We start from the raw sequence: 13,776 nt of genomic DNA on the forward strand, positions 1-13,776 counted from the left end.
AGTTGGACTAATCTTGTCGTTTATGTTTTTCATTAATAATTTTCTTGTTAAGAATGCTTACTTTGTCAACCATTAGCAACCTCATATCTTCTACAATATATTGAGCTAACTCTTCGTCAGATATGTCATCTCCTTCAATATCAAGGCGGAATTTTTGTCCTTGAATGCCCCCTCCATTTGTGAACTCAATGTCAAAATCAAATAGCACCCTTTTTTCCATTCCACTATCACCTTTTCTTCGTCTTTGTGTGCTCTCAATGTATTGTGATTTTACTAAATTGATGCGTGAAGTCCCTATGCTATACAGGTTAAAGGTTTCATTCTAATCAAATGAGGCTCTATCTTCCTTTTTCTTGTATTTGGCACTTGAAAATCAAGAAGTCATAGTGTAATATCTGACTAGTACACTATGACACGAGGTGCTGAGCATGAAAAGTTTTGTAGGACTTTTAAAAAAAGAATGGGTACTTTATCGCTCATGGTTTTTGATGGGAATATTTTCGGGCATTATGCTTTCCTGGATCGTTCCCTATGTATTGCATCAATTTGTTGATCTCTTTGCTCAAGAAAATCAGCTTGCATTTGCCTTTACACTTCTCGTCCTTTTTATAGGTGGATTTTATTCCGTCTTACAATTTTTAGCGAGTATGCGTTTGGATATTAAAGCTAAGGAAAGTTGGCTCCATTCCACTAGTTCCATCACAAAGCTTATTGGAGCAAAGATAACCTGTTCACTAATAGGGTATGCGCTTTTTAATACGCTCTTTGTGAGTTTTGCCCTCTTTCATCTAAAAGAAGAGTTTATTGCAAATATTGGACAAATCATTTTTGTTTTAGTAATAATCGTTATTGGATTAACTATTTTCCAATTTATGCTATTTGTTTTACTGTTGTTCTTTTTAGCTTTTTACTTGCAATTGAAGCATGTAATTGGGCGTTTTTCCATTGTGTTGACGATGGTGGCTTTTGGCTTAACAACATCTGCTTGGGTACGAATAACGGAGAGTCCGTTTTATGAAACGGTTTTCCAACGTGGCGCCATTTCGTTAAGCAAATTAGAACCATTTCTACCCAAAGTAAGAGCGGCGACAACGATGGAATGGAGGCTAGGCTCTATTTATGTTGTGGAAGAAGTTGCTTCTATATTACTCATCGTGCTGCTCTTTTTAGCGGCATCCAAGTGGCTTGAAAAGGTGGTATTACGATGACGATGGATTTTTCACGTGATAAACCGATTTATAGTCAGCTTGTCGATCGGATATGCGGGGACATTTTGAAGGGGCACATATTGCTCGGGGATCGACTGCCCTCTGTTCGAGAATATGCAGTCGAAACGGGTGTCAATGTTAACACGGTGCAACGAGTCTATAAGGAGTTAGAGGCAATGAATATAACGGAAACCAAACGAGGACAGGGCACATTTATTACGACCAATGAGGAACGCATTGAAGTGTTACGGGATGATATGAAAAATAAGTTAGCCGAAAGTTTTTTAACATCCATCGAGGCATTGGGATTTTCTAAAGAAGAAATGCTCATTGTTTTAAAAAATAAAGCGTGAGGTGAAGGAATGTTACAGCTATCGAATGTCTCTTTTCAGTATAAGAATAAGCCCATTTTACAGGATATATCCTTTTCCTTTCCTATTGGACAGATAATTGGGCTAGTTGGGGAAAATGGTAGTGGTAAATCTACACTTCTCAAAGTTTTAGCGGGCTTACTACGATCTTCAACTGGTGAAGTAGTATTGAATGGTCAACCCATTTCCCGACGGAGTGCGGACCAAATTGCTTACTTACCAGATACAGATTTGTTTTTTGATTATTATACGGGTGAACAGCTTTTTCAGCACTACGCCTCTCAATTTGAAGACTTTTCCTATGACAAGGCTTGTATCGTAGCAGAATTTTTACAGGTGGATAAAAATACGAAGCTACGTCAATTATCAAAAGGGAATCGTGGTCGTATGAAAATGGCTGCTACACTGGGCCGAGAAGTTCCTTATTATTTAATGGATGAGCCATTTGCTGGGCTAGATCCTATTGTGCGAGAGCAGCTCATTAAAGGTTTAATTCAATTTACGGACATTGAAAATCAAACCATTTTGCTGTCTACACATGAATTATATGAGGTTGAACCTATTTTAGATCAAATAATTTTATTAAAAGCGGGCTCTATCACAGCTTATGAAGATGTAGAGACATTACGTGATGTGACCAATAAAGATGCGGTTGAGTGGATGAAAGGTTTTTATCGTCCTTCTACTAATGACACAGACCGCAATAGCTTTTAACGATAAAGGCTTAGCCGTAACAAAAAAGAAAGGGTGAATAAATATGACAGAACCAATTGTTCAATTGCAAAATCTATCGAAGACCATTCGTGGAAAGAAATTAATACAACAATTAAACATTGATTTATATCCAGGACAAATTACAGGTTTTTTAGGACCCAATGGAGCAGGGAAAACAACGACAATTCGTATGATGACAGGTCTCATGCATCCAACAGAGGGCAAGGTAATCATTGATGGGCTTTCTCTACAGGAGCATTATGAGGAAGCGATTAGCAAGGTCGGTGTGATTGTCGAAAATCCAGAAATGTATAAATTTATGTCGGGCTATAAAAATTTATTGCATTTTGCACGGATGCATAAAAATGTTACAAAAGAACGAATCATGGAAGTCGTTAAACAGGTGGGTCTAGAAAATCGTATCCATGAGAAGGTTGCAACGTATTCTCTTGGTATGCGTCAACGACTAGGGCTTGCTCAGGCGCTATTACATCGACCAAAATTTCTAATATTAGATGAACCAACGAATGGTTTAGACCCTGCTGGTATTCGGGAATTCCGTATGTACCTTCGCAAAATTGCGGCAGAAGATAATGTTTCTGTTTTTGTATCCAGTCACTTATTATCTGAAATTGAATTAATGTGTGATCGAGTAGCCGTAATACAAAATGGGAAACTGATAGACATTCGTGAAATTCACAATGAAAGTACGTCGTTCTACTATGTGGAAGCACAGCCACAAGAGCAGGTTTCTGCCCATCTGGCACAACATGATTACAAGTTTGAGGCAGTGAATCAAGGCTATGTAATTGAATTGAAGAAAGAAGATGTTCCTGCATTGACGTTAGGGCTTGTGCAAGCAGGTATGCAGCTATTTGCCGTACAGCCACATCAGAAAACATTAGAGGATCAATTCTTAGAAATGACTGGAGGCGGACAAATTGCTGAAGCTAATTCAAAATGAATGGATGAAATTATGGCATAAAAAAGGGACGTGGGCAATGGTCGCTATGCTTGTCCTTGTCATTCTAGTTCCTGGTGGCATCATGAAATATTATGAGGGTAAATCGTCAGATGAGGGATCATGGCAGGAGATAGAGCAGCAGTCTATCCAAAATAATAAGGCAATGCTAGCTGAGGAGGATATATCCGAGGAAGACAAAGCATTTTTTGAAGAGCAAATTGCTATTTCGGAGTACCGTTTAGCCCATGATGCGCCGAGTCAAAAAGATAACAGCCTTGCAAGCTTTATGTCCTTTACAAGCAATATGCTAACACTTGTCACTTTATTTACGGTGATTACAGCCGCAAGTATTGTCTCCAGTGAATTTTCAACAGGTACCATAAAAATGCTGTTGACTCGCCCGATGTCCCGTGCGAAAGTGTTAACGTCTAAACTATTGACGACCTTCTTATTCGGTTTGTTTTTAGTGGCTGTAAACGTAGTCGTGAGTGCAATTGTAGGTTTGGTATTATTTGGTATAGGCTCAGGTGTGGAATTAGAAATTGTCAATGGTCAGGTGGCTGAAAAGGCAGTATGGAGTGATTTAGCTTATCATTACCTACTATCTGGAGGTGATTTTGTCATGTCTACATTATTTGCCTTTTTAGTTGGTTCAGTGTTCCGTTCTAGCTCATTAGCAATCGGCTTAACAATGTTCCTTTCATTTACAGGTGGCATGATAGTCATGTTCTTAAGTAGATACGATATCGTAAAATACATTTGGCTAACACATTCAGATTTAACTCAATATGAAAAAGATATTTTAATGGTTCCAGATATGACAATGCCATTCTCGCTAACTGTATTAGCTATTTACGCCGTAATTTTCCTAGTGATTAGTTATACATCCTTTATGAAACGAGATGTTACTGCATAATTTAAATAAGAACTGTGCCCTAATGCTTTATTGGGGTACGGTTTTTTTTTATATCATGAATTATTAAAAAAGTATTTATTTTTTTTCAAATTGCGCCTATAATAATAGCAACTTAATGAAAACGCTTTTTTTTTCATAAAAGTGGTCTAGACAACTATACCAAAGGGGGAAAAAGAATGTTTGCTTTCTTACAAAAAATCGGTAAGTCACTTATGTTTCCAATCGCGACATTACCGGCAGCAGCCTTGCTTTTGCGTTTAGGTTCTGGGGATATGCTTGGAGCAGTACCGAATGAAGCCATTCAGTATATTGCTAGTATTATGGCCGCTTCTGGAAATGCTATACTAGGCAATTTACCTATTATTTTTGCGATTGGTATTGCGATGGGGTTAGCACATGATAGCAGTGGGGGAGCCGCTCTTGCGGGTGCGATTGCTCACCTCGTATTAATAGCCGTTTTAGGGACGGTTAATGAAGAATTAAATATGGGTGTATTTGGCGGTATTATTGCTGGTATTACGGCAGGGTTACTGTATAACAAATATTATAATGTGAAATTTCCAGAATGGTTATCATTCTTTGGTGGACGGCGGTTTGTACCAATAATTACGTCCATCACCATGGCGATTTTAGCGAGTATTTTAGCGATCGTTTGGGGACCAATTCAGGGCGGTATTGATGCTGTCGGCAATTGGATGATCGGTGCAGGATCACTTGGTGTTGGGATGTATGGTTTCTTCAACCGTCTATTAATACCAGTTGGTCTTCACCATGTAATCAATACGGTTATTTGGTTCGACTTCGGTGAATTTACGAATGCCGCGGGAGAAATTGTGAAAGGGGATATTAATCGTTTCTTAGCAGGTGATCCAACAGCTGGACATTTCCAAGCTGGATTCTTCCCAATTATGATGTTCGGTTTACCAGCGGCTTGTCTTGCGATGATCACTGAATACTCAAAAATAATTGTTGATGAAAAAATAGATGATCAACAATTTATACTTGATCTACCAGAGGATGTAACGATCCAAGAAATTAGCGGTGAAGATACTTCAGAATTAATTTCATTGGACGAAGCAAAGCAACAACTAGAAAAGTTTTTAATGGTTCCGCAAGAAAATGGCCTTTCTATAGATAAAATTTCAATGGTTAAAGGATTAGAGGATCGACCAGAATATTCCTTTGACTTTGGATTAGATGGGCAGCCAGCTTTTTTCATCACTATTTTTAAAGCGGATGAGAGTATGAGTGAAATTGGTCCCATCTTAAATGAAAAAGAGATGGATATTCGAGGACAAAAAGGAACGGTTATGGATGATAAAAATTTCCGCTCGATTGCTTGGCAAGAAAACGGCTACCAGTATAGTATCGTTGGCGAAAATCCAGAGTTAACGATTGAGGATCTTGTAAGCTATGCACAACAAATGGAATTTGTTCAATGAGGTGATGCTATGAAAAGGGCACAGGGGTTGAAGAGTCTTGCATTGTTTTTATTTACTACTATTTTTTTATACGGGGTAGGCGATACCTATCAAGTTTCTTGGCTACAATTTCATTTTACGGGCCGATATGATGAAGTCGGTTTTTATTTCAGCTTTACTTCACTTATTCCGATATTGATTGGATTATTGATGGTAGGGCTTTATGAATCACTTTTAAAACGATTAATATAAAAAGTTTAGAAGCAGGATCTCGGTTGAGGATCCTGCTTTTTATAGTACGATTACGTTATCTATTACAATATTTAAGTAAAAAGGTTTTTAAAAGGAAGTTTTATCGTAGATTACATTTATTCATGGTCATGCTCAAGTGATTGCCCTTTTTTATGGTTCTTTACTTCTATTTTATGTTAACGTTTTTATCTAAAAAAGGAAAATGAGGAAAACTAAATGGGCTGCAGTGATAAGTTTAGCACTCGCATGGATTGTTCCAGCTCTTTATAATGTGATTATGTTTTGTGATAAGTGATAATAGAAATATACGCGTACAAATGATGGGTCAATGATTATTCATTTTACATAATAAACAATCGAATTACATATACACTTGGAGGTGAAATATGGATTTTATGGCATCGAACGAAGCAGTGCTAAAGGTGAAAAGGTGGCCGAAAGATACGATTACGGCGGGGTGCCGCCATTCGGTTGGGCTTAGAGAGGATGGGACTGTGGTGGCTACAGGTGATAATCGATATGGTCAATGTCAGGTAAGCGGCTGGCGGGATATTGTAGCGGTTAGGGCTGGTAATGTTCATATGGCGAGGAACACGGGGAACACGCATACAATTGGTCTTCGCGTGAATGGAACGGTGGTAGCGGTCGGCTGGAATAAGCATGATCAGTGTAATGTCAGTGACTGGCGCAATATTGTGGCAGTGGCTGCGGGTTGGTGCCATACCATTGGGCTTACAGCAGATGGGACTGTGGTGGCAGTGGGGAAAAATAAGGAGGGGGAATGCAATATAAGTGGTTGGAGGGATATGGTAGCGGTCGCGGCAGGTGACTGGCATACAATCGGTCTTCGTGCTAATGGAACGGTAGTGGCAGTGGGGAATAATCGATATCGTCAATGCGATGTCAACGACTGGAGTCATATTGTGGAAGTCTCTGCAGGCTATCTACATACAATTGGTCTACAGCGGGATGGCAGGGTGATAGCTGTAGGCTCGAATAAACATGAACAATGTGAAGTTATGAACTGGCAAGGTATTGTGGCAATTGCAGCGGGTAGTTATCATACCATTGGGCTTAAGGCTGACGGGACGGTGATGGCTGCAGGCTCGAATAAGCATGGCCAATGTCAAGTGAGTGGCTGGCGAGATATTGTGGCAATTGCGGCGGGATGCGCTCATACACTTGGCCTTCAATCTGACGGTACTGTGGTTGTAGTCGGTGAAAATGAGTATGGCCAATGTGATGTAAACGGTTGGCAGGACATTCAAGTAAATGAACATGTATAGATCCCTTAAGGAGCGTGGATACCCAAGCTCCTATTTTTAATACTTCATTTTGTTCATTATGCTATCTGCTGTAAATGTGTTTTCGTAAAGGCTTCATCATATTTTAAGCCATAACCGAGTGCTCGATCTAAGAAAATATGTGCCAGCCAAATCAAGGCAACCATCAGTAGTGTTGGGATGGAGAGCGTATAGCCAATTACGAGAAGGATAGCGGGTATGAAGAAGCTATGCCCCGTATTATAGCAAAGGGCACCCATTTTTAAATTGATTATATAACCGGCCATAGTTATATCAGGCAGCAATAAAAATAAAATAAATGATAGCCATGAAAAATCTAAGTGCGCATAGAAAAAGACCGTCAAGATAAAGGCGATGACATATTCTAGAGAGATAATTTTACGTAGTTTCATTGTAACCACGACCTTCCTGTAAATTTTGGTACATATCTTCAATAAGTGAATTAATTTTTTCTTGATTGTTTTTAAATTGTCCATCAGCCATTAATATTTTAGTTAGCTGTAGCGATTGTCGTGCATGCTGATAAAAGTGCATGAGCTGTTCAATATGGGCAATCTTTGCAGAAAATAGTTGTACCGTTTCTTCATTACACTCTGTGGATATAGGTTTTTTTTCGAGTGTCAGTAAATAGTTGATTTCTTGTAAGGTAAAGCCGAGCTGGCGTAGGACGAGAATAAATTTCATGGTCTGTTCACATGTGCCATCATACACACGGTAACCATTGTTTAATTTCTGTGGATGTAAGAGTCCTTCTTTTTCGTAATAACGGACTGTATCGGTGGATAATTGAAACTTCTCGGCAAATTGTTTAATTTTCATATGAGCACCTCCTACAATCATCCTAACATTGGAGTATGCTCCAAGGTCAATACACTTTTAGAAAAAATTTGAAACGGAGATTCATTGGGAATCGTTTATTGTGTAAGAGGGTAGGTGGGTGGCATACTTGAACAAATCATTGATGAACATGGAGAGCATTTATTGCGTCTCGCTTATTTTTACGTAAAGAACCGGCAAACGGCGGAGGATATTGTACAGGAGGTTTTTATTAAATTCTCTCAGTGTAATTATGAGGAACGTGGGCAGCTACGCGCTTTCTTATCCACTTTAACGATTAATCAAAGCAAGGATTATTTAAAAAGCTGGCATTATAAAAAACTACTTGTACAAGAAAAAGTATTTCCTATGAAGTGGAATAAACAGCGTGATGAGCTAGTCGTGGCGGAGGAGCGATCCTCTGTGGGAGCGGCAATATTAAAGCTATCACTTCTGTATCGAGAGCCGATTGTTCTTTATTATTTTGAAGAAATGAAAATACATGACATTGCCCGATTATTAGGGGTTTCAGATAATACGGTGAAAACAAGGCTGAGACGGGCAAGAGAGGCATTAAGGTCCTATCTAAAACAGGACGAATGGGAGGTGCTAAAGGATGAATAAAGTACACAAAGAATTGGTGAAAGTATCGGGGGATATGACGAGTAGCAAAGAACGTGTTAAACAACATGTGCTACATTCTAAGAATTCCAACAAGAAGCCTTATCGATTCACACTTTTATCGGTCGTGCTCACCCTATGTGTGGCAGGTTTTATATTGGTACAGCTGTTAGGGAAGGAAACGACCCAGACGACTATATGGTTTCATGAAACACAGCTAGATCATTTTGAGCGTATAACACAAATGATGTGGCCCAATCAAAACAAGGAATATTATAAAGAAGAGGCTTATCGTTCGTATGAGAAGCTTGTTGCCGCATATTTTTTTGCAGAGTCATTAGGAATTACCTATACGAAGGATGAACTTGAGACGGAGAGGAAAAACTTCGTTGAGCAAATGGAAATGCTACAGCAATCACCTAAAAATAAAGCCTTTTTTCGAGGTGTAGAACCGAGTAAATATGTGGATGTTTATATGGAACCTCTCCTGCCAATGTATACAGCTAGAACGAAGCTCTACGCGATGTATAAGGAAAAATATCCAACTTTTTATGCCTATAAAGGCGTAGCAGATATTGAGGCTATTCGGTATTTCCAAATGAATTTTGCTGAACAGGCGACGGCCTTTCAAAAGGAAAATAACATCGTGAACCCTCCTAGTACATCTGGCACCTCTTTAGTGGGAACCGTTGCAAAGGTTGAGTCAAATGCCTTTTTATTTATCGAGGGTATTATTCCAAAAGATTTCGATCATATGACAGAAGAACAGCTGGAGGAAAAGTATGAGCAAGCTGACTGGTACCCTGTATTAGCCGATTTTCCTGTAGAACAAGGGGACTATATTACCCTTCATTCGACTGAAACGGGTAGCATAGAGGAAAATGGGGTTGTCAGGATATATGGCTTATTAAACGATGTGGAGGTATTAGAGCCTGATGTCACTGTAGAGCTAAATCTGCAAAATGAACAAGAAGTAGCTGAATTCTTGCAGGATATGCCCTGGCAGATGGCTGACTATATGCGAAGGCCCCCTGATTACTCCCTTCAGGTGGAAGGGGTGCGTATTGAAATATGGAAAGGCTATGGAGGTTCACTTTACCTCCAAAAGATAGGGAGTGGAGAAATCAAATTAAGCTCCGAAAAGGCCAAGAAATTAAAAGAATTATTAGGTATAGAAGAATCTTAACAAGTCTCTGTGAAAGAGGCTTGTTTTTTGTTAGCGAGAAAATTATAGTGAAAGTACTATGTTAAATTTACCATTAAAATATAAAATTAGAAACATAGGATAATATACACAATAATTTGTTTGTCTAGTATTAATTGCTTAATTTTGTAAAAATAAATGAGTCCAAAGAATTGTAATATTTTATTCATGCAGGTAGTATTAAAGAAGTAAGGTTGAAGATAAGGGGGAGCGGTATGAACGTACAAGAATTTGAAGAATTATGGATTACGCTCAATGAATTATATAACGCGGATCGTTTTTTAGAATATATAGAAATAAGTAGTGCCGCAATCGAAAGTGCCATTAAGCTTGGAATGTATGATAAGGCAATCCTTTTATTACGCTATAGCTGTGCCAGTTATTTTCAAACAGGTGATTTACAGCTATCGATTAGTGTACTTGAACAATATCGTGAGCTAACTTTTCAACATGGCAATGATATTGACCTCATTCAGTATTATAATATAGCCGCGATTTATTGGGGGACATTTGGTCACTTAAAGAAATCTGAAGAGCTGATGCTAAAGGGCTTAAAAATTGCTGAATCTATTCAACATGTGGAGAGCTTGGGGAAAATTTATAATAATCTAAGCGATTTGGAAATATCGATGGGCAATTATCGTACAGCCAAGGAATTCGCCTTAAAAAGTCTTTATTACTCGAATGCGTTTGAAGTGCAGCATAAAGAGCCTTATACAGGAATTATGTATCCAAAAACAAACCTAGCCGTATCACTTATATGGCTGGATGAGTTTGATGAGGCCAATGTACTATTACAAGAACTACTAGCCACGATTCATAACCCACCCTATTCAAAAGTACAATTAGAGGTTTTCAATGCCTATGCCATTCTCTGTGAACGACAGGGACGTGTAAGTGAAGCTATTGATTTATATCAAAAGACTAAACATTATGCTTTGCAAAACAATGATCTGTCTTTGCTTCAAATTATCTATAATTCATTAGTGAAGCTTATAGAGGATCAGGGCAATAAAATTGTTTTATGTGCTGTTCAGAAAGAATATATTAATATTTTGTTAGAAATTCAACGTGAAAATTACTCTCATGTATTATTTGAAATGGAGTATAACGATCATAAGAAGCAATTTGAAAAAAATGCTTATTTCGATCCGCTGACGAATATTTACAATCGACGCTATTTTGATGAAAATGCAAAGAGGATGCTCGAAAAAGCAGCTGAAGGTAATCAGCAATTAGCGTTAATGATGGTGGATTTAGACCATTTTAAAGAAATTAATGATATGAATGGTCATCTATTTGGAGACGATGCATTAACGAATACCGCCAAAACATTGCAAGATTATTTTCAACCCTTTGAATCGATTGTCGCACGTTTTGGTGGAGATGAGTTTATAATCCTCAGTCAAGTAAAAGAGGGAGAAACGGTGCAAACATTGGCCGACAATCTTTATCAAACCTTAACGGCTTTGTCACTTACGGTGAATGGTGAAACAGTTCAATTGGAATTTAGTATTGGTGTTAGTACTAATGATTTTGGCAAGATAAAGATAGTGGAAGAGCTTATCCAACATGCGGATGAAGCGCTTTACAAGTCGAAGCGTAATGGACGCAACCAAATTACACACTATAACCATTATTGTGATGTGGGAAATGGTATTTAAAGAGAAAGAGGCATAACTTTATAGGAGGTGCCTCTTTCATGTACGTTTACAAGCTACGGTAAGGATTAATAATGCCGTAAAATATGATATCCTCAAAAGTACCGTTTTTAAAAACATGATCCTTTAACGTTCCCTCATACTGCATGCCACACTTCTCCATGATTTTGCCAGAGGCAGGATTGGAAAGAAAATACTGCGCATAAACACGATGATACTGTTTTTCCTTACAAGCAAATTCAATGATGGCACGGGCAGCTTCTGTTCCATAGCCAATTCCCCAATACGGCTCACCAATCCAATAAGCCATTTCTCCATTTTGGTGTTGCTGACGATTCGACAGTCCAATGGCCCCGTATAATTGCCCACTTTGTTTGTCCGTTATGGCAAATTCATAGAGCTGCTCTTGCTCAAAATTTTGTTGATGATTGGAAATCCATGACAATGCACAGTCTAAGGTATAGGGATAAGGTAAATTTAACGTGCTTTTATATAGAGCAAAATTATTACACAATGCACTTACTTCAGGTGCATCCGCTTCTGTGAATAGTCGGAGCATGAGACGCTCTGTTTCTATTGTTTTTTTTGCAGCTTGGTAATTCATTGAAATACCCCCTTCAACAATGATAAAAACGATTATAGCACAATAAAAAGAAAAATAAACCAAATAATGGATATTATTAATACCATGAAATTAGATAAAAATTTATTGAAAAACGATAAATTATATGGTAAATTGAACAGGATATTAAATAAAAGAGGTGCGTAATATGAAACGGGAAACACTCTTTTTAAAGATTGCTGTTTTTCTAATGGGGTTGCCGGTTTTTGCCTTATGTATATGGGTGGTGCCACGTGTTGCTTTAGATACAGCTCAGCATTCACCGGTCTTAACAATTACTGCATTACTTGGCGTCTATGCAACGGCAATTGCTTATTTTGTTGCTCTATATACGACGATCAAGCTGCTAAGCTATATTGATCAAAACATTGCATTTTCAGAGCTATCAGTGAAAGCTTTAATTAAAATTAAATATTGTGCAATTGTCATTAGTAGTGTTTACGTGGTTGGCATGCCACTGATATACTATGCTGCGGAAGTAGACGATGCCCCAGGTCTTATACTTATTGGAATGGTCATTATTGGTGCTTCTTTTGTAGTTGCAGTTTTTGCTGCTGTTCTTCAAAAGCTTCTAAAAAATGCCATCGATATCAAATCAGAAAATGATTTAACGGTTTGAGGTGAATACTATGGCGATGATTATCAATATTGATGTCATGTTGGCAAAACGGAAAATGAGTGTAACAGAACTTTCAGAGAAGGTTGGCATAACGATGGCGAATCTTTCTATATTGAAAAATGGTAAGGCGAAAGCGATTCGCTTTTCAACGTTAGAGGCGATTTGTGAGGCGTTAGAATGTCAGCCAGGGGATATTTTAGAATATAAAAGGAACGAAGAATAAAGACTGTAGGTAAAAGCCGTCGAGCACGCTCGATGGCTTTTGTCGTTTTTTCTTGGCGGGTCATCCGTATTTAATTGGAACGAGGTAGCTTTTTTTATTGAAAAAAGACTGTAGAAAATATTGCCATATGGAATATAGTTGTGCTACGATAAAGCTAAGATAATTCGACAGTCAGTCGGTCGATTATAAGGGGTTGTTAAGATGAGGGAAATGAAAAAGGCAGAAGAACGCAGAAATGAAATTTTAGATGCAGCAGATGAACTGTTTACGCAGAAGGGATTTGATGGCACTAGCACAAATAATATTCTTGAAAAAGTAGGAATTGCACGCGGTACTCTTTATTATCATTTTAAATCCAAGGAAGATATTATGGATGCCCTCATCGAACGTTATACGGAAACGATGTTAACGAGGGCAAGGGCAGTGGCACGGGATAGTAGCATTGCGGTGAATGAGCGCATATTGAGGGCTGTGATGGCATTAAATATGCAGAATGAAAATGGTCAGGAAATTATGGACCATATTCATAAGCCGCAAAATGCATTAATGCATCGAAAAATACAGCAGGTGGTCATGAATCATGTACCGCCATTATTGACGAGTATCATCCGTGAGGGTATTGAACAAGGGATTTATCATACACCCTACCCATACGAATGCATGGAGATGATTGTCGCATATACAAATACCGTTTTTGATGATGATTTGGTGTTGTTGTCAGATGAAGAGCGGGCTGCTCGTGTCCCAGCATTTATCTTCAATGTGGAGCGAATGCTTGGCGTGGAAAGCGGTAGTTTGTTGTACATGATGAAAATGTTTGGTCATGAAGGGGAAGACGGGACGAAATAATTGTACTTAGG

At 38.4% G+C, this 13,776-nt stretch carries 17 protein-coding genes and 1 pseudogene; 14 read left to right on the top strand and 4 right to left on the bottom strand.

All coding sequences use genetic code 11. The features are described 5' to 3' along the window. Positions 1–7: 7 nt before the first annotated feature. Positions 8–220 carry a hypothetical protein gene (locus tag C9J29_RS07255; RefSeq protein ID WP_008175784.1) on the bottom strand — a complete coding sequence of 71 codons (213 nt, stop codon included), beginning with the start codon at positions 218–220 and terminating at the stop codon, positions 8–10. Positions 221–428: 208 nt separating this feature from the next. Here C9J29_RS07255 and C9J29_RS07260 point away from each other — a divergent pair, with 208 nt between their 5' ends. The 8 genes and pseudogenes from C9J29_RS07260 to C9J29_RS07295 all read left to right on the top strand — a co-directional run bounded on the left by C9J29_RS07260 (position 429) and on the right by C9J29_RS07295 (position 7,132). After that, the gene (locus C9J29_RS07260) at positions 429–1,208 is read left to right on the top strand and encodes a hypothetical protein (RefSeq protein WP_107921856.1); all 780 of its coding nucleotides are present in this window, start codon (positions 429–431) and stop codon (positions 1,206–1,208) included. Further along, positions 1,205–1,561 carry a GntR family transcriptional regulator gene (locus C9J29_RS07265; protein WP_008175786.1) on the top strand — a complete coding sequence of 119 codons (357 nt, stop codon included), beginning with the start codon at positions 1,205–1,207 and terminating at the stop codon, positions 1,559–1,561. The genes C9J29_RS07260 and C9J29_RS07265 overlap by 4 nt, the downstream gene beginning before the upstream one ends. 9 nt (positions 1,562–1,570) lie before the next feature. Further along, positions 1,571–2,293, top strand: coding sequence for an ABC transporter ATP-binding protein (locus C9J29_RS07270; protein WP_008175787.1), 723 nt, complete (start codon positions 1,571–1,573; stop codon positions 2,291–2,293). A 43-nt stretch (positions 2,294–2,336) separates the two neighbouring features. After that, on the top strand, positions 2,337–3,257 hold the full coding sequence (locus C9J29_RS07275; RefSeq protein WP_107921857.1) for an ABC transporter ATP-binding protein: 921 nt from the start codon (positions 2,337–2,339) through the stop codon (positions 3,255–3,257). Beyond that, complete coding sequence (locus C9J29_RS07280; RefSeq protein ID WP_107921858.1) at positions 3,235–4,173, top strand: ABC transporter permease; 939 nt, start codon at positions 3,235–3,237, stop codon at positions 4,171–4,173. Before C9J29_RS07275 ends, C9J29_RS07280 begins: the two co-directional genes overlap by 23 nt. 176 nt (positions 4,174–4,349) lie before the next feature. Then, positions 4,350–5,117 (top strand): annotated as a pseudogene (locus C9J29_RS24475) (PTS transporter subunit EIIC); the annotation flags it as partial. 507 nt (positions 5,118–5,624) lie between these two features. After that, positions 5,625–5,846, top strand: a complete 222-nt coding sequence (locus C9J29_RS07290; protein ID WP_043990014.1) for a hypothetical protein — start codon at positions 5,625–5,627, stop codon at positions 5,844–5,846. A 386-nt stretch (positions 5,847–6,232) separates the two neighbouring features. Continuing rightward, positions 6,233–7,132: an RCC1 domain-containing protein gene (locus C9J29_RS07295; RefSeq protein ID WP_107921860.1), complete on the top strand. Its 900-nt coding sequence runs from the start codon at positions 6,233–6,235 to the stop codon at positions 7,130–7,132. Positions 7,133–7,188: 56 nt separating this feature from the next. Here C9J29_RS07295 and C9J29_RS07300 read toward each other — a convergent pair whose 3' ends face one another. Continuing rightward, positions 7,189–7,542, bottom strand: coding sequence for a DUF4260 domain-containing protein (locus C9J29_RS07300; RefSeq protein ID WP_089984868.1), 354 nt, complete (start codon positions 7,540–7,542; stop codon positions 7,189–7,191). Beyond that, complete coding sequence (locus tag C9J29_RS07305) at positions 7,529–7,969, bottom strand: MerR family transcriptional regulator (protein ID WP_043990015.1); 441 nt, start codon at positions 7,967–7,969, stop codon at positions 7,529–7,531. The genes C9J29_RS07300 and C9J29_RS07305 overlap by 14 nt, the downstream gene beginning before the upstream one ends. 114 nt (positions 7,970–8,083) lie before the next feature. On the opposite strand from C9J29_RS07305, the gene C9J29_RS07310 reads away from it, so the two are divergent. The 3 genes from C9J29_RS07310 (at position 8,084) to C9J29_RS07320 (ending at position 11,455) form a co-directional block, all read left to right on the top strand. After that, positions 8,084–8,590: a sigma-70 family RNA polymerase sigma factor gene (locus C9J29_RS07310; protein ID WP_089984866.1), complete on the top strand. Its 507-nt coding sequence runs from the start codon at positions 8,084–8,086 to the stop codon at positions 8,588–8,590. Further along, positions 8,583–9,773, top strand: a complete 1,191-nt coding sequence (locus tag C9J29_RS07315) for a hypothetical protein (RefSeq protein WP_107921861.1) — start codon at positions 8,583–8,585, stop codon at positions 9,771–9,773. The genes C9J29_RS07310 and C9J29_RS07315 overlap by 8 nt, the downstream gene beginning before the upstream one ends. A 233-nt stretch (positions 9,774–10,006) precedes the next feature. Next, positions 10,007–11,455, top strand: coding sequence for a tetratricopeptide repeat-containing diguanylate cyclase (locus C9J29_RS07320; protein WP_036225173.1), 1,449 nt, complete (start codon positions 10,007–10,009; stop codon positions 11,453–11,455). A gap of 46 nt (positions 11,456–11,501) precedes the next feature. On the opposite strand, the gene C9J29_RS07325 is transcribed toward C9J29_RS07320, so the two are convergent. After that, entirely contained in the window at positions 11,502–12,056 is a 555-nt protein-coding gene (locus tag C9J29_RS07325; RefSeq protein WP_107921862.1) for a GNAT family N-acetyltransferase, read from the bottom strand. A 166-nt stretch (positions 12,057–12,222) separates the two neighbouring features. On the opposite strand from C9J29_RS07325, the gene C9J29_RS07330 reads away from it, so the two are divergent. The 3 genes from C9J29_RS07330 (at position 12,223) to C9J29_RS07340 (ending at position 13,765) form a co-directional block, all read left to right on the top strand. Beyond that, positions 12,223–12,693, top strand: coding sequence for a DUF2975 domain-containing protein (locus C9J29_RS07330; protein ID WP_008175822.1), 471 nt, complete (start codon positions 12,223–12,225; stop codon positions 12,691–12,693). Positions 12,694–12,703: 10 nt separating this feature from the next. After that, positions 12,704–12,916, top strand: a complete 213-nt coding sequence (locus tag C9J29_RS07335) for a helix-turn-helix domain-containing protein (RefSeq protein WP_008175824.1) — start codon at positions 12,704–12,706, stop codon at positions 12,914–12,916. 201 nt (positions 12,917–13,117) lie between these two features. Beyond that, positions 13,118–13,765 carry a TetR/AcrR family transcriptional regulator gene (locus tag C9J29_RS07340; protein WP_008175826.1) on the top strand — a complete coding sequence of 216 codons (648 nt, stop codon included), beginning with the start codon at positions 13,118–13,120 and terminating at the stop codon, positions 13,763–13,765. Positions 13,766–13,776: the final 11 nt, after the last annotated feature.

Origin of the sequence: Lysinibacillus fusiformis (genome assembly GCF_003049525.1) — a bacterium.
GTDB lineage: Bacteria > Bacillota > Bacilli > Bacillales_A > Planococcaceae > Lysinibacillus > Lysinibacillus fusiformis.

Excerpts from the sequence above, each read along its gene's own strand:
- C9J29_RS07320 (WP_036225173.1), top strand. The coding sequence starts at position 10,007 with ATGAACGTACAAGAATTTGAAGAATTATGGATTACGCTCAATGAATTA.
- C9J29_RS07255 (WP_008175784.1), bottom strand. The coding sequence starts at position 220 with ATGGAAAAAAGGGTGCTATTTGATTTTGACATTGAGTTCACAAATGGA.
- C9J29_RS07330 (WP_008175822.1), top strand. The coding sequence starts at position 12,223 with ATGAAACGGGAAACACTCTTTTTAAAGATTGCTGTTTTTCTAATGGGG.
- C9J29_RS07265 (WP_008175786.1), top strand. The coding sequence starts at position 1,205 with ATGACGATGGATTTTTCACGTGATAAACCGATTTATAGTCAGCTTGTC.
- C9J29_RS07275 (WP_107921857.1), top strand. The coding sequence starts at position 2,337 with ATGACAGAACCAATTGTTCAATTGCAAAATCTATCGAAGACCATTCGT.
- C9J29_RS07300 (WP_089984868.1), bottom strand. The coding sequence starts at position 7,542 with ATGAAACTACGTAAAATTATCTCTCTAGAATATGTCATCGCCTTTATC.
- C9J29_RS07340 (WP_008175826.1), top strand. The coding sequence starts at position 13,118 with ATGAGGGAAATGAAAAAGGCAGAAGAACGCAGAAATGAAATTTTAGAT.
- C9J29_RS07325 (WP_107921862.1), bottom strand. The coding sequence starts at position 12,056 with ATGAATTACCAAGCTGCAAAAAAAACAATAGAAACAGAGCGTCTCATG.
- C9J29_RS07290 (WP_043990014.1), top strand. The coding sequence starts at position 5,625 with ATGAAAAGGGCACAGGGGTTGAAGAGTCTTGCATTGTTTTTATTTACT.
- C9J29_RS07335 (WP_008175824.1), top strand. The coding sequence starts at position 12,704 with ATGGCGATGATTATCAATATTGATGTCATGTTGGCAAAACGGAAAATG.
- C9J29_RS07295 (WP_107921860.1), top strand. The coding sequence starts at position 6,233 with ATGGATTTTATGGCATCGAACGAAGCAGTGCTAAAGGTGAAAAGGTGG.
- C9J29_RS07305 (WP_043990015.1), bottom strand. The coding sequence starts at position 7,969 with ATGAAAATTAAACAATTTGCCGAGAAGTTTCAATTATCCACCGATACA.
- C9J29_RS07260 (WP_107921856.1), top strand. The coding sequence starts at position 429 with ATGAAAAGTTTTGTAGGACTTTTAAAAAAAGAATGGGTACTTTATCGC.
- C9J29_RS07270 (WP_008175787.1), top strand. The coding sequence starts at position 1,571 with ATGTTACAGCTATCGAATGTCTCTTTTCAGTATAAGAATAAGCCCATT.
- C9J29_RS07315 (WP_107921861.1), top strand. The coding sequence starts at position 8,583 with ATGAATAAAGTACACAAAGAATTGGTGAAAGTATCGGGGGATATGACG.